Origin of the sequence: Catonella massiliensis (assembly GCF_016651435.1) — a bacterium.
Lineage (GTDB): Bacteria > Bacillota > Clostridia > Lachnospirales > Lachnospiraceae > Catonella > Catonella massiliensis.
Genome location: NZ_JAEPRJ010000001.1, coordinates 2,521,552 through 2,536,247, shown reverse-complemented (window position 1 = coordinate 2,536,247; position 14,696 = coordinate 2,521,552). Strand labels below are relative to the sequence as shown.

14 protein-coding genes and 1 pseudogene are annotated in these 14,696 nt (G+C 38.2%); 12 read left to right on the top strand and 3 right to left on the bottom strand.

Going from position 1 to position 14,696, the window contains the following annotated elements:
* Nucleotides 1-23 precede the first annotated feature (23 nt).
* The 12 genes and pseudogenes from JJN12_RS14645 to JJN12_RS11290 all read left to right on the top strand — a co-directional run.
* Nucleotides 24-293 (top strand): annotated as a pseudogene (locus JJN12_RS14645) (ABC transporter permease); the annotation flags it as partial.
* Between the two features lie 7 nt (nt 294-300).
* Entirely contained in the window at nt 301-1,332 is a 1,032-nt protein-coding gene (locus JJN12_RS11340; RefSeq protein ID WP_208429791.1) for an ABC transporter ATP-binding protein, read from the top strand.
* A 2-nt stretch (nt 1,333-1,334) separates the two neighbouring features.
* Entirely contained in the window at nt 1,335-2,210 is an 876-nt protein-coding gene (locus JJN12_RS11335; protein WP_208429790.1) for a nucleoside hydrolase, read from the top strand.
* Nucleotides 2,211-2,505: 295 nt separating this feature from the next.
* On the top strand, nt 2,506-3,447 hold the full coding sequence (locus tag JJN12_RS14515) for a helix-turn-helix domain-containing protein (protein WP_208429789.1): 942 nt from the start codon (nt 2,506-2,508) through the stop codon (nt 3,445-3,447).
* Between the two features lie 125 nt (nt 3,448-3,572).
* Nucleotides 3,573-5,363 (top strand): ABC transporter ATP-binding protein, encoded by a 1,791-nt coding sequence (locus JJN12_RS11325; protein ID WP_208429788.1) that lies wholly within the window; start codon nt 3,573-3,575, stop codon nt 5,361-5,363.
* 5 nt (nt 5,364-5,368) lie between these two features.
* Nucleotides 5,369-7,084, top strand: a complete 1,716-nt coding sequence (locus tag JJN12_RS11320; RefSeq protein WP_456298509.1) for an ABC transporter ATP-binding protein — start codon at nt 5,369-5,371, stop codon at nt 7,082-7,084.
* Nucleotides 7,085-7,102: 18 nt separating this feature from the next.
* The gene (locus JJN12_RS11315) at nt 7,103-7,696 is read left to right on the top strand and encodes an MptD family putative ECF transporter S component (protein ID WP_208429786.1); all 594 of its coding nucleotides are present in this window, start codon (nt 7,103-7,105) and stop codon (nt 7,694-7,696) included.
* Nucleotides 7,693-8,388 carry an energy-coupling factor transporter transmembrane component T family protein gene (locus JJN12_RS11310; RefSeq protein ID WP_208429785.1) on the top strand — a complete coding sequence of 232 codons (696 nt, stop codon included), beginning with the start codon at nt 7,693-7,695 and terminating at the stop codon, nt 8,386-8,388. Before JJN12_RS11315 ends, JJN12_RS11310 begins: the two co-directional genes overlap by 4 nt.
* Nucleotides 8,389-8,394: 6 nt before the next feature.
* Complete coding sequence (locus JJN12_RS11305; RefSeq protein ID WP_208429784.1) at nt 8,395-9,915, top strand: ABC transporter ATP-binding protein; 1,521 nt, start codon at nt 8,395-8,397, stop codon at nt 9,913-9,915.
* A gap of 113 nt (nt 9,916-10,028) precedes the next feature.
* Nucleotides 10,029-10,316, top strand: a complete 288-nt coding sequence (locus tag JJN12_RS11300) for a transposase (RefSeq protein ID WP_236013775.1) — start codon at nt 10,029-10,031, stop codon at nt 10,314-10,316.
* 4 nt (nt 10,317-10,320) lie between these two features.
* Nucleotides 10,321-10,527, top strand: a complete 207-nt coding sequence (locus tag JJN12_RS11295) for a nuclear transport factor 2-like protein (protein ID WP_208429783.1) — start codon at nt 10,321-10,323, stop codon at nt 10,525-10,527.
* Nucleotides 10,528-10,551: 24 nt separating this feature from the next.
* Nucleotides 10,552-10,971, top strand: a complete 420-nt coding sequence (locus JJN12_RS11290; RefSeq protein WP_208429782.1) for a nuclear transport factor 2 family protein — start codon at nt 10,552-10,554, stop codon at nt 10,969-10,971.
* Between the two features lie 288 nt (nt 10,972-11,259).
* On the opposite strand, the gene JJN12_RS11285 is transcribed toward JJN12_RS11290, so the two are convergent.
* The 3 genes from JJN12_RS11285 to JJN12_RS11275 all read right to left on the bottom strand — a co-directional run bounded on the left by JJN12_RS11285 (nt 11,260) and on the right by JJN12_RS11275 (nt 14,310).
* Entirely contained in the window at nt 11,260-12,630 is a 1,371-nt protein-coding gene (locus JJN12_RS11285; RefSeq protein ID WP_236013774.1) for an MATE family efflux transporter, read from the bottom strand.
* Nucleotides 12,631-12,930: 300 nt separating this feature from the next.
* Nucleotides 12,931-13,884: an alpha/beta hydrolase gene (locus JJN12_RS11280; protein ID WP_208429781.1), complete on the bottom strand. Its 954-nt coding sequence runs from the start codon at nt 13,882-13,884 to the stop codon at nt 12,931-12,933.
* Nucleotides 13,885-13,929: 45 nt separating this feature from the next.
* Nucleotides 13,930-14,310, bottom strand: a complete 381-nt coding sequence (locus JJN12_RS11275) for a winged helix-turn-helix transcriptional regulator (RefSeq protein ID WP_208429780.1) — start codon at nt 14,308-14,310, stop codon at nt 13,930-13,932.
* Nucleotides 14,311-14,696: the final 386 nt, after the last annotated feature.

The window sequence follows — 14,696 nt, the reverse complement described above, 5'->3', positions numbered from 1 at the left end:
GTTTGAAGGCATTTTTTTAGATAAGCCTTCCAAATCTCACTCCTGTCATCCTATCAGCCTTTACCATGGCATACCTCATTTCCTTCAGTCAGTACTTTTTAACTCTCCTAATCGGAGGAGGTAATGTTAATACCTTTGCGGTAATTATGGTGCCTTATATTCAGGGCGGTGAGAGAAACTTTGCGAGCATATACAGTCTGGTATTTATGATAGTGACGATAGTAATATTTGCGGGCTTTGACAGACTGGCAAAGCTCTTCCTAAAAAATGCGGAAATAGAGTATCACAGGTAGGTGAAATATGAGTTTAAGTGTAAAAGGATTGAATGTAAGCTATGGGAAAAACCACATACTTAAGGATATCAATCTTGAGATAGAAAGTGGTGAATTTGTCTCCATACTCGGGAAAAGCGGCTGTGGCAAGACCACCCTTATAAAGAGTATAGCAGGACTTTTAGAAACTGATAACGGAGATATAAACATCTTTGATAAGAATGTAGCAGGACTTCCACCTGAAAAAAGGCAGACTGTGATAGTGTTTCAGGACTTGAGGCTATTTCCGCATATGAATGTAGAGGATAACATCGCCTTTGCCATGAAGCTTAAGAAGATGGACAAGGCAGTAATCAAAGAAAAGGTCGATAAGCTGCTAACTCAGGTAAGGCTCTCAGGCTATGAGAAAAGAAAGGTGAGCAGGCTTTCGGGAGGACAGATGCAGAGAGTGGCACTTGCAAGGGCACTTGGAGCCGAGCCTAAGCTCCTCCTCCTTGATGAGCCATTTGCAAGCCTTGATGAAGACCTCAGAAAGGAAATGGGGGAGCTTGTAAGGAGGCTGCACAGGGAAAATGGCATAACCACTGTGATGATAACCCATGACAAAGAAGAGGCCATGGAGCTGTCTGACAGGCTTGCCCTTATGGAAGAGGGGAGAATCCTCGCCTTTGACAGTCCTGAGGGGCTTTATAACAGTCCAAAAGATGAGAAAATTGCAGCTATGTTAGGCGATGTGAACCTCTTTTGCGGCAAGGTGGAAGGAAACACCTTTACATCTGATATAATTAGCTTTAAAACTGATAAAAAGCCGGGGAAATATAAACTCCTTCTTCGTCCAAGCGAATTAGATGTGGATAACAAGGGAGAATTGGGGATAAAGGTCAGCTTAAAGCAGATATCTTTTGGGGGTGAGATTACCGAGCTGATACTTGAGGCAGAAGAAAATGAATACAAGGTAAGGCTTCCTTACGGAGAATTTACCAAAGCAGAGATTAAAAATGGCGATGAACTAAGGCTTATAAGCAGGAAGAACAATGATATTATACTTTTGGAGGAATAGGGATGAAAAAAATAATATTTGACTGCGACAATACTATAGGTGTAGAAGACTGTGATGTGGATGATGGCTTAACTCTTCTTTATCTATTAGGATGCAAAGATGTTGAAATCTTAGGAATTACAAACTGCTTCGGCAATAACGAGACTGAAACGGTATATGCCAACACACTTAGCTTTCTTAAGGAAATAGGAAGAAGTGATATCAAGGTGTATAAGGGAGGACTGACTCCCGGAGATTATGACAATGAAGCCACCAAGTTCATAATAGATACCCTTAATTCAGAGGATGAGGTACATATACTGGCAACAGGCTCTCTTACCAACCTTGCAGGTGCACTGGTAAAGGATGAGGCGGCTTTTAACAAGGTAAAATCCATCACCCTTATGGGAGGAATAACCTCCCCTTTAGTCGTAGGTGGACTTACAATCAATGAGTTAAATTTCTCTGTGGATTATGAGGCTACATTCAAGGTATTAACTTCTGGAGTGCCTATCAGCATAGCTACAGGAAACAACTGCCTAAAGGTAATATTTGAGGTGGAAAAATTCAAGGAAGAGCTTCTTTCAAGTGGCTCACAGATAGGTAAATACATAGTAGACAAGACTAATTACTGGTTTGAAAGAAATGAAAGAAAATATGGCATCAAGGCCTTTTGTAACTGGGATGTAACCGCCGGATCATACCTTGTGAGTCCTAATAATTTCACTGATGACAGAGCTTATTATAAGCTCTCCAAAGAAGACCTTAAGACAGGCTTTCTTAGAAAGAGTGAAGAAGGAGAGCATAACTCTGTGTTAAATCTTCCACAGATAACTGATGAGGAAGGCTTTGTAAAAGAGGTGTATAGAGGATTTAAAGAGGCGGATATAAAGTTATAGAAGCATGGATAGGATGTAAACTGATTTTGATGTCCACATCATTTGATAAAGAATATATAAACTCCCACAGTCAGCTGAAGTCCTAGCTGATTTTGGGAGTTTATTATATGTAATTGGAATTTCTATTGGGCTGCTTATATTTATTTGACTGGATTCCAAGGTAAGTGCAAAACTAAGTTGCTTTTAGTTGGAAAATACCACAAGTACTTGACACAAACTCCTTGAGGTTAGCTTTTGACAAAGGATAAAATATGTGGTAACTTTGGAGTTAGTCTATACTAATGAGGTGAGAAATGTGAAGAATAAAAAGTGGTACAGCAGTGAGACAAAAGTGATAGCAGAGCAGGTAAATTACATAAAACTTGATTATGGGTGTACTGGAAAGGGAGAATTGACAATATATGATATCTTTCAAGGAGTGTATTTATACTTTATGGATATGGATACTTCCGATATATTTCCAACCCAAAATTTCCCTGAGCAAATGATTAGCATTAGTCATTGTAGAAAAGGACAATATGAATGTCAGTTCCCAAATCAGACATTAGATTGTCTGTCGGAAGGGCAGTTTAGTATTAATGGAACAGAGTATTTACCAGTATGCTTTTCTTTTCCACTTAAAAAGTATGAAGGGCTGTCTATAGTATTAGATATGCAGGCAATACCACAGCAGGTGCAACAGTTGATGCAGGTGTTTGGAATTGACTTTGGACGATTAATGTGTCTGATGAATGGAGAAAAACACTGGTATGTCAGCCCGCCGTCAAAAGAACTTGCTGATATATTTGAAGCAGTATATCAGGGAAAAAGAGAAGAAAGTACGGATTATTTTAGAATTAAAGTAATGGAGGTACTTTACCATATAGAAAAGACTCAGATTGAAAATCGTTTCGATGGCAGATATTTTAATAGAGAACAGGTACAGATAACAAAGGGGGTAAAAGAGTACTTGATTTCTCATATTGATGAAAATATATCTGTGGAGAAATTAGTAGTTTCATCAGGAATTAATATAAATATTTTTTATCAAATATTTATGGAAATATATGGAGAAACTCCCTATGCATACTTAAAAAGATATCGTATGAATGTGGCTGCAGTCCAACTGCTGACGGGAGAACGACGGATTGGTGATATTGCAATGGAATTAGGATATTCCAATGCAAGCAAATTCGCTAAGGCTTTTTATTCGGTATATGGAGAATTGCCGAGAGAGTACAGGAAAAAAAGAAGATAAAAACGGGCTATTTTCTATAAAACAAAAAAGAATGGAGTAGAATTATAGACTTCTTTTGCGTATAATTGTGCTAGTGATTAGATTAAACTAACTCTCGCATTTTTGTTAAAAAAGGAGGATATGTTATGAAGAAAAAAGATGATCTAATCCAGAGGCTCTTGGCATTCGCAGGGAAAAAACGCTGGTTATTAACGGTATCTCATATACTATCTGGAATAAGTGCATTGTTCATTTTAATTCCATATGTATGTGTGTATTTTGCCGCAAAAGAGATGGTAGCAGTATTTACTGGGAGTCCGCTGAATGTGAATGCATTAATGTGCTGGGGAGGTTATGCACTGGCAGCAGAATTAATAGGATTGATAATTTATTTTGCATGCTTACTGTGTTCTCATACAGCAGCATTCCAAATGGAGAAAAATCTGAAAATGGCAGCGTTGCAGCATCTTGCTAAAATGCCGATGGGCTATTTTGATGCAAATCCAAGTGGAAAATTAAGAAAAATTATTGATGAAAATAGCACACAGGCGGAAAGTTATGTAGGTCATCAGCTTCCAGATTTAGTAGGTGCATATGTAACAATGATTGCAAGCTTAGTCCTGATGCTGTGCTTTGACTGGCACATTGGACTTCCATTGCTGTTATTGTTTGGAATTGGTTTTATGCTTCAGTTTATGTTAATGGGAAAAGACAGCATGAAATTTATGCAGAACTATCAGGATTCATTAGAGACAATGAATCATGAAGCAGTGGAGTACATACGAGGCATATCAGTTGTGAAAGTATTTGGACAGACAGTGCAGTCTTTCACAAAGTTTAATAGAGCCATTAAGGATTATAGTGATAATGCGATGGCATTTACAATGGCATGTCGTACAGGTGTGGTGGCGTTTACGGCAGTAATTAACTCACCATTTCTGGTATTAATACCGGCGGCAGTTCTGTCAGGTGTTTTTTCAGATAATATGGTTCATTTTACGGAAAATTTTCTGTTTTATCTGATTTTCACGCCGGCATGTGGTGTTATGTTAAATAAAATTATGTATATGAGCAACTATAAGATGCAGGCACAGGAATCTATGCGCAGAATCGATATGATTTTAAATGCAGAGCAGCAGAGTGAAGCAGAGAATCCGAAGCAGAAAACGGGTAATGATATTGTTTTTGAGAATGTAACCTTTTCTTATGAAAATGCTCTGAATCCAGCAGTTAAAAATCTTGGTTTTGTGGTAAAGGAAGGTACAACAACAGCATTGGTGGGACCTTCAGGTTGTGGAAAAAGTACAACTGCCAGCCTGATACCACGTTTTTATGATGTGACAGAAGGAGAGATAAAAATTGGTGGTGTTGATGTTAGAGAATTGTCTCAGGCAGATTTGATGAAAAACGTTGCCTTTGTGTTCCAGAATCCGAAGCTCTTTAAAGAGTCTTTATTAGACAACATCTGTGCAGGGCGGCGGGATGCCAACAGAGAAGAAGCATTACATGCCGCGCATCTGGCACAATGTGATGATATTTTGGCAAATTTCCCAGACGGAATTGATGCGGTGGTAGGAAGCAAAGGAGTGTATCTTTCTGGTGGAGAAGTGCAGAGAATTGCAATTGCAAGAGCAATTTTAAAGGATGCTCCGATTATTGTATTAGATGAGGCGACAGCATTTGCTGACCCGGAGAATGAAGTACAGATTCAGAAAGCACTGACCGAATTGACAGAAGGAAAGACGGTGATTATGATTGCGCATCGATTGTCGGCGATTCAGGGGGTAGACCAGATTCTTGTAATGAAGGATGGAGAACTTGCAGAGCAGGGAAACCATACAGCGTTACTGGAGAAAGACGGAATTTACGCACATATGTGGAAAGATTATATTAAGACAACAAAATGGCATGTTGGAAACGAGGTGATGACTTGTTAAAAAAGATGTTTGCTTTAAGCGATAAGGGTGCAAAAAGCTTGAAAGGCGGTATTATAGCAGCGGCGTTTTATAATCTATGTCTAATGATTCCGGTAGGATTGTTAATGAAGTTGGTACAGGATATGCTTTTTTCTATCGAGAGTGGAGAGCCTGTAATACAGAAGAATATCGTGTTCTATCTGATTGGAGCGGTAGTGTTGTTTACACTGATTTTTGCGGCACAATGGGTTCAGTATAACAAGACCTATACGACTGCTTATGAAGAAAGTGCAAACCGTAGAATTGTTTTGGCAGAAAAAATGAGAAAACTACCTTTATCCTTTTTTGGAAAGAAAGATATTGCGGATCTGACTACAACAATTATGGGAGATTGTACTGCGCTAGAGAGAACATTTTCCAATGCAATGCCAATGCTGTTTGGAACAATTGTGACCTTTATTTTAATATCAATTGGATTAATTGTGACCGATTATCGTATGGGACTATGCATTCTATTACCTGTTCCGTTGGCAACCCTGGTGCTTTTTCTTGCCAGAAAAGCACAGCAGAAGGCAGAGGTGGAGAATGTGCAGGCAAGAAGAAGTGCTTATGATGGTGTGCAGGAATATTTGGATACAATTCAGGAATTAAAATCTGCATCAAGGGAAGACGAATACTTAAAAGGGTTGGAAGGAAAATTGGCTCAGGTAGTTAAGTGTTCTTTCAGAAACGAACTTATCCCGGGTTCAGCTCTTGCAGCAGCCCAGTTTGTGGTACGTTTTGGTCTGGTTGCAGTGCTTTTTGCAGGTGGATATTTTGTTGCAGAGGGGACATTAACGATTCCTATGTTTCTCTTTTTTCTGATTGTAGCAGGAAGAATATATGATCCGTTTTCCAGCTGTTTTATGCTTTTGTCGGAAATTTTTTCTGCATTAGTTAGTGTGGAACGTATGAAAGAGATGGAAGCAACATCGATTCAGACAGGAAAAAGCGTGTGTGCGAATCAAGGATATGAGATTGAGTTTCGGGATGTTGTATTTTCTTATAAGAAAGAAGAGGATGCAGAAGAAGTATTATCAGGAATTTCCTTCGTAGCAAAACAGGGAGAAGTGACAGCGTTAGTTGGTCCTTCCGGAAGTGGAAAGTCTACAGTCTCCAAGCTGGCAGCACGTTTTTGGGATATTGACAGTGGAAAAATAACATTAGGTGGAGTGGATATTTCCGAAGTGGAGCCTGAGACGTTACTTAAAAATTTTGCAATTGTTTTTCAGGATGTTTTGCTTTTTGATGAATCAGTAATGGAGAATATTCGACTGGGAAGAAAAGATGCAACGGATGAAGAGGTGAGAGCGGCTGCTCAAGCAGCACAGTGTGAAGAATTTATTGAACGATTGCCAGAAGGATATGATACAAACATTGGTGAAAACGGAAGCTTTCTTTCAGGTGGAGAACGTCAACGTATCTCGATAGCAAGAGCCTTACTTAAAAATGCACCAGTGGTACTTTTAGATGAAGCGACAGCATCTATGGATGCAGAAAGTGAGACATTAGTACAGGAAGCTCTTTCTACGCTGTTGGCAGGAAAGACAGTGTTAGTAATTGCACATCGTATGCGTACAGTTGCAAATGCAGATAAGATAGTTGTTTTGGATGGAGGGAAAGTAGCAGAACAGGGAACTCCAGAGGAATTATTGCGTAATCAGGGAGTGTTTTCACGCCTTTATGTAGCACAGGGACTATAAAAAAGGAGATTATTGAAAATGGAAAAATTAAAAAAATTATCAGCAAAGGATTTAATTAACACAGGTATTTTTACAGCAATTTATTTTGTTGTTATGTTCGTATTTACTGCCGTAATATCTTTTGCACCAATTACTTATGTTTTATTACCAGCATTTATTGCAATTCTTTGTGCACCTATTTATATGCTTTTCATTACAAAAGTAAAAACCTTTGGAATGATTACGATCATGGGTGTATTAATTGGTATTTTAATGGTATTTACTACCGGTAATTCGTGGATTATGTTTGTATTTTGTTCATTATTAGGTCTTATCAGTGACTTGATTACAAAAGCGGGTGGATATACAAGCAAGAAGATGAGTCTGATTGGATATTATGTATTTTCCATCTGGCCTGTTGGTTCATTTTTCCCAATCTGGCTTATGAGAGATGCTTATTTTGATGGTGTTGTAGCATCTATGGGAGAAGCATATGCAGAAGGATTAAAAGCAATGACACCTAACTGGATTATCCCGGTTATGATTGCTTACACAATTGCTGCTGGTGTTGTGGGCGGATTAGTTGCCGGAAAAATGAATAAGAAACATTTTGAAAAGGCAGGAATTGCATGAGAAATTTAAATCCAATAACAAAGATACTATGCATCCTCGCAATCAATATCACTATTACATTTGGTGTAAATGTGATAATGGAGCTTGTGCTATTAGCTTGTGTAAGTGGGTTATTCATGGCAAATGGTAAGTGGAAAAAATGCATTCATTATGACCTGATATTTGCGTTTTTGCTGTTTGGAGATAAGTGCATTTTGCCGGCAATAACTGTTCCATGGTTATCTACATTGGCGTGTCTTGTGTTTATTGCATTTCGCAAATTTTTCTTTTGTATTATGTCGGCTGATTTCTTTGTTTCAACCACAGAAATCAATGTCATGATTGCTTCGCTGGAAAAAATAAGAGTTCCGCAAGTAATTATTATACCTTTGGCTGTGCTGGTGCGATTCTTTCCTACTGTCAAGGAGGAATGGAATCACATACGCGCAGCTATGCGTATGAGAAACATTGGAACAGGAGCGGGGCAGATTTTGCTGCATCCGATAAAGGCTATGGAATATATGATTGTTCCACTATTATTTTCAACAGTAAAGATTGGAGAAGAATTAGCAGCAGCGGCATTAGCAAGAGGACTTGGCCTGCACAACAAAAGAACAAATTTGTGTCGTGTCTCATTGAAAATGGCAGACTATCTTGTGATGGTATTCTCCGTGACTATTGTGGTTTTTTCGAAGTTATGTGGAGGATATTAAAAATTTATGGAGGCAGTTCGTTTAGAAAATGTGTCATTTCAGTATACTGGTGTGAATCGGAAAAATGGCATAAAAAATATATCAATGAGTGTAAAAGAAGGGGAGTGTGTTCTGTTAACAGGAATCAGTGGATGTGGGAAATCCACGATTCTTCGTGTGATAAATGGACTTGCGCCCTATTTTTACGAAGGAGAAATAACAGGAAAAATTGAATTAATGGGAAAGCAGACGGATGAAATTCCCTTTGCAGAGATATCTAAAATTTGCGGAAGTGTATTTCAGAATCCAAGATCTCAATTTTTTTATATGAATACCTCTAGTGAGATTGCTTTCGGTTGTGAAAATCAGGGGATTCCTACAGAGGAAATTGAAGCACGGGTAGCAGATTGTGTAGAACAGTTTCAACTGGAGGATTTGCAGAATCGCAATATTATGCAGTTGTCTGGTGGCGAAAAACAAAAAATTGCATTTGCAAGTATTTATGCGGGAAGACCGGATATTTATGTGCTGGATGAGCCTTCTGCAAATTTGGATTTTGATGCGATAAAGGACATTGAAAGAATATTAAAGACCTTAAAAAAGCAGGGTAAGACCATTATTATTGCAGAACACAGACTTTATTACCTGATGGAACTTGCAGACCGTGTCTGCTATATAAAAGACGGAGAAATTGCGCAAGAGTATACGATAGAAGCATTTAAAAAACTCTCCGGGCAGGAATTAAGAGAAAAAGGACTTCGTTCACTTGATTACCGTATATTGCATGAGGAAGAACTGGGGCAAGAAAAAATAGACAGAGATATTAGTGAAAAAAGTAAAAGGGAATCTTGGAATGCGGCACAACATATCTACATGAAAGAGGTTGCCTGTAGGTACAAAGGGAGAGAAGAGCCGGTATTAAAGATTAAGGAGTGTAGGCTGCCGCTACATGAAAAAATAGCAGTAATTGGTCATAATGGTGCTGGTAAATCCACCTTTATGGATGGTTTATGTGGGATGAATAAATCGGTAAAAGGAATCTATTGTAAGGAAAATGATATTCTTACAATAAAGAGAAGAGCAAAAGAAAGCTTTGAAGTATTTCAGGAAATAAACCACCAGCTGTTTACAAATAGTGTGGAGGAAGAAATATCATTAGGCAGTGAAAATAAGAACGTAGAGGAAAGAAATGGACTGATGTCTATGCTGGACTTAACAAATTATGCAGATACTCACCCGATGGCATTGTCAGGCGGGCAGAAGCAGAGAGTTGCAATGGCATCTGCACTTTATAGTGATAGAAAACTGATTTGTTTAGATGAGCCAACGAGTGGGCTTGATTATCATCAGATGGAACGGGTGGCAAAACTGCTGGAACAGGTACAGCCTAAGCTTGATTTGTTGCTGATAATTACACATGATCTGGAATTTATTTTGAAGACCTGCACATATATTGTGCATATTGAAAATGGGGAAGTATTGGAACAATATTCATTGGATGAGGAAGGAAAAGAGAAGTTATTTCGGTTTTTTAATTATGAAAAATAAATTATATTTTGAAAAAATTGAGAATATAATGGTTCCGTAAAACAGACACTTTTTAAGACAGTTTTTAATGAATCTGATATGCTTAGAACAACCAACATGGAGGATTCAAAAAAATGTCTCGTACAAGAAGAAACTTTAGTGCCAAGTTTAAATTCGACCTCGTCCTCGAGGTTCTGAAGGGAGAAAAGGAACTGAATGTCATTGCTACCGAAAATGGCATTCAGTCTAACCTCCTTCGAAACTGGAAGAAGGAGTTCCTTGAGAAAGCGTCTGTGGTCTTTGACGACACGCGGGAGGAGAACCTTAAGGGAAAGCTCTCCGAGGAGCGCAAAGAGAAAGAAGCTTACGCAAAGAAGGTCGGCCAGCTCACCATGCAGGTGGACTGGTTGAAAAAAATCTGAGGAGATGCTTGGACCTGACATAGAAGAAATAGGAGATTTAATTATTACAGTAACTAGGGTATTTGGTACGGATAGTTCTATTTCCGCCCATGCAACTTCTTTTCTTAGGATAGAAGATGGTAAAATTGTTTCGATAGACGAATACTGGGGTGATGATGGAGAAGTTCCGAAGTGGCGACTGGATATGAAAATTGGAATGAAAATCAGATGATTTGAGATTGAAAAAGGTGATAAAATGAAAGAGCGAGAAAGAATTATTAGATTATGGTTTGATATGTGGCTCAAACAACAAGATTTAGGAATAGATGATATATTTGCGGAAGATGTTGTTTATACTGAAAGTTGGTGTCCTAAATATGAAAATCGAACAACTGTGAGGCATTGGTTTAATGAATGGAACAGTCGTGGAAAGGTTATTTGTTGGGAGATTAAGCAGTTTTTTCACAGTGAACATCAAACAGTTGTGGAGTGGTACTTCAAAAACAAGATGAATGATGGGAGAATAGATGAATTTGATGGTATATCGTTGATTGAGTGGACAAAAGAGAATAAAATCAAGAAACTAAAAGAATTCGGTTGCAACATCAATCATTATAATCCCTATGAAAATAGTGAGGAACCTCAATTTAGAGATAATAAAGTTGCTTGGTTTTAGAACTAATTTAAAAACATTTACAAGAGCGATTAGAAAAGTAAAAATTTAATCGCTTTTTTATTTAATAAGAAATTCCTCAATTTTCAGTGACATAAAGGCATTTAAAACAGTAATGCCCGCCAGTATGCGGGCATAGAAAACAAGACGGTGAGAGGTTAAAAGATATAGAATCCTTTGTCATGCAGCTTGTATGTAACAGGAATTACCAAAATGCTGCTTATATTCATTATCACAGGGCCTATCCTGTCTTGTAGGGGTGCTTGTATAGAATGTAAGCCACAGTTTTAATTACTCACCCTGCATAGATTCAATAGGGCGGATTGTACTATTATACACCTTCTTAAAAAAGTAGATTGAGGTGATGAATGAAATGATTTCCGCTATGAAAAATGACCACCATACATTGTTTACATTTCCTGTCTGTGCAAGCAGCCAGGCAGCAGGTATGAGGACTACCAGCTGTCTCATTACCGAAATAATTAAAGAATATATACTTTGTGCAAAGGCCTGAAAGACCGAGCTAAGCACTATTCCGATGGCAGCCAGTGGGAAATGGATGGCTATGGTGCGGAGTGCAATTATTCCCATGCTTTTCATATCATCAGCCGCATTGAACATGTCAAGCAGGACACCTGGAACAGCCTCAAGCAGAAGGGTTCCTGCAAGCATTATGCCAAAGGCAAGAGCCAGTGAAAAGCGTAGTGCCTCGTCTATCCTCTTCTTATTCATAGCCCCATAGTTGTAGGAAAGTACAGGTATGAGTCCGTTATTAAGGCCAAATACCGGCAGGAAGAAGAAAGACTGAAGCTTAAAGTATACACCAAAGACTGCGGTTGCAGTAGTTGAAAAGGCAATGAGGATAATGTTCATTGCATATGTCATAACAGAGCCTATGGATACCATAAGGATACTAGGTATAGCAATAAAGTATATTGGCTTTATTATCCTCATGCGAGGGTGTAGAATTTGCTTTATGGATAGGTGGATTTCTTTGTTGTATTTTACATTTAAGAAGAGTCCTACAGCAGAGGCTATGAACTGACCTATTACTGTAGCGTAGGCGGCTCCTGCTACTCCCATCTTAGGAAAACCAAGGAGGCCGAATATCATAATAGGGTCAAGGATGATATTTGCCACGGCACCAACTATCTGGGATATCATACTTAGCATGGTACGGCCTGTAGCCTGAAGCAAACGCTCCCCTGTAATCTGTAAGAATGAGCCTGTAGAGAGGAAGCTGATTATCTGAAGGTAGATAATGGCGTCAGCCTGGATGGCGGCATCGTTTGTCTGGCTTGTGATAAATGGTACTGCTCCAAAGAGGCCTATAAGCACAAAGATAATGGTATTTATAAGTACAAGGAAGACACCTGCATTTGCCGCAGAATCTGATTTTTCATAGTTCTTTTCTCCGAGGCCTTGAGATAGAAGTACATTAAAGCCTACTCCCGTACCCGTAGCAAGGGCTATAATAAAGTTTTGCATAGGGAAGACCAGAGTTACCGCAGTCAGCGCTTCCTCTGAAAGCCTGGCTACGAAGATGCTGTCTACTACGTTGTAGAGCGCCTGCACCATCATAGATATTATCATAGGAAGTGACATGTTAAGAATGAGCCTCTTCACCGGCATGGTTCCCATTTTATTTTCTTTTGTTTCCATATTCCCTCCTCTTTTTTAACAGTGCTAAAGATTATAGCATAATTTAAGTGCTTATGTAAGGGAGAAATTGAACAAAAATTTTCGGTGATTACCCTTTGTTGGCATTATAGTTATTATTTGTATAAATTTAAGGTGCCAGCTCCGAATGATAAATTCTAAGCTCTCGCTTAGGCGAAGCGAAGCGGATGCCGGAGCGAGTCTGAAATGTTATCATTCGGAGCGTCAACTTAGTCCGATGTATTTAGACATGCAACTTAAATTTGTAACTCCATATCCGCCCCTTCAAATTACTAATAAATATCAATCACTCAAAAAGTTTTTAATCTCCTTACTTATTCTTCTATACTCGTAATCATGCACATAATGTGGACAATCCAATTCTACATACCTTCCAGACTTCACTTCTTTGATGTATTCTTCAGTTATCCTTCTCCATATTTCTTTATCAAAACCAGTTCCACCAGTGCCATTAGAAATAAATAACAACATATCAACCTGTGGCACTCCATTTTGCTCTACAATCCTTGCATTATCCTTAATACTCTTTGCTTCATTTATCATTGTTACAGTTGCAGTCCTGTTATAAAAAATTGCTCTATACACATTCTTTTCATAATCAGTCAATGTTCCATGCTTTATGGCATCACTTTCTGAAAGTGCAGGAATTAGTCTGGTAATTCCTAGAGCAGATGCATATTGTCCGAGTTTCATCAGTGAAAGATTTATTTTTATATTCTTGTAACATTCCGGTACAGACATATCTAAGCCTATGATTGCTTCGATTTCATCTGGGTATTCCTGAGCCCAATAAAGTGCTTCAATTCCAGACATAGAATGCGGGCATAAAATATACGGACCATCAATTCCTGCTTTATGCAAAGCTAATCTTGTTTCAGATAATATAGTCTGTATATTTCTATCTTCATCGACAATATCACTATATCCATATCCAAACTTTTCAACAACAGCGATACGATACTTGTTACTTAACAATGAGTATAGCGACTTAAAGTCCAGAATGGGAGAGCAGGTTCCAGCCCCCGATAAAAATACAAGTGTTTTTGAACCACTCCCTTCCACATATATGCTCATATTTTTCCCATTTATATCAATGAGCTGTCCTAATGGCTTTCTTAGTTTTTCCTCTACAGTAAGCCTATACCTATGATAAACAAAGCAAATCAAAATTAAGAAAACAATAATTGCTATTATCCATAATAATAGCCTTAGCATTGTTTTTGCTATTTTTTTCATTGTCTTTACTTGTCCTTCCTGAAATAAAAATGGCAAATTGCTCCTTTATTTTACAATCCATGACCCCATTTTCTTCGAGCCAATTCGTTCAATTACTCCTTCAGCAATAAGTTCTTTCATCCACATTTGTATTGCTCTCCTAGATTTATTCATCATTTCTGATATCTCAACTTGTGTTAATGAAGGATTTTCTTTAAGAAGAAGTAATATATGTTCGCGATTAGTTATCTGGTTATTTTGCGCTTTATTTTGCGCTTTATTTTGCGCTTTATTTTGCGCTTTATTATATTCATAATTCAGATTCCAAAGAGTCAGGAAAAAATTATATCCGTCCGTATAAAACACAGGCTTTAATTCTTCCTTGTATCGTTCCTGAGCCTCATAAACATCAAGAATCGTCTTGAATCCGCTACCTCTTCGCTCCATTTATAAGGATATCGCTTTTGCGCTTTAAATTCAATTCTAAAGCGCATTTTTTATATCTATGCGCTATACAAATTTTAATTTGTAGGGCTAATGTGTTTGTTTTTTGACTAAGTCACGCCTTCGCTGATAAATGTCCAGACTCGCTCCGGTTTTTCTGCAAGGTGCTATTTTTAAGTTTTTACATGATGACGAAAAACCTAACGCGCTCGCTTAGGCATTATCAGCTCCGGCTGTTTAATTGATGAATAATTGAAAACAAACACATCAGCCACATGCGGGCAGGTGGGAGTAGCCGTCTTTAATTTGGTATTCGGGTTGTTATTTGTATAAATTTAAGGTATCAGCTCCGAATGATAAATTCTAAGCGAGCGCATTAGGCGTAGCGA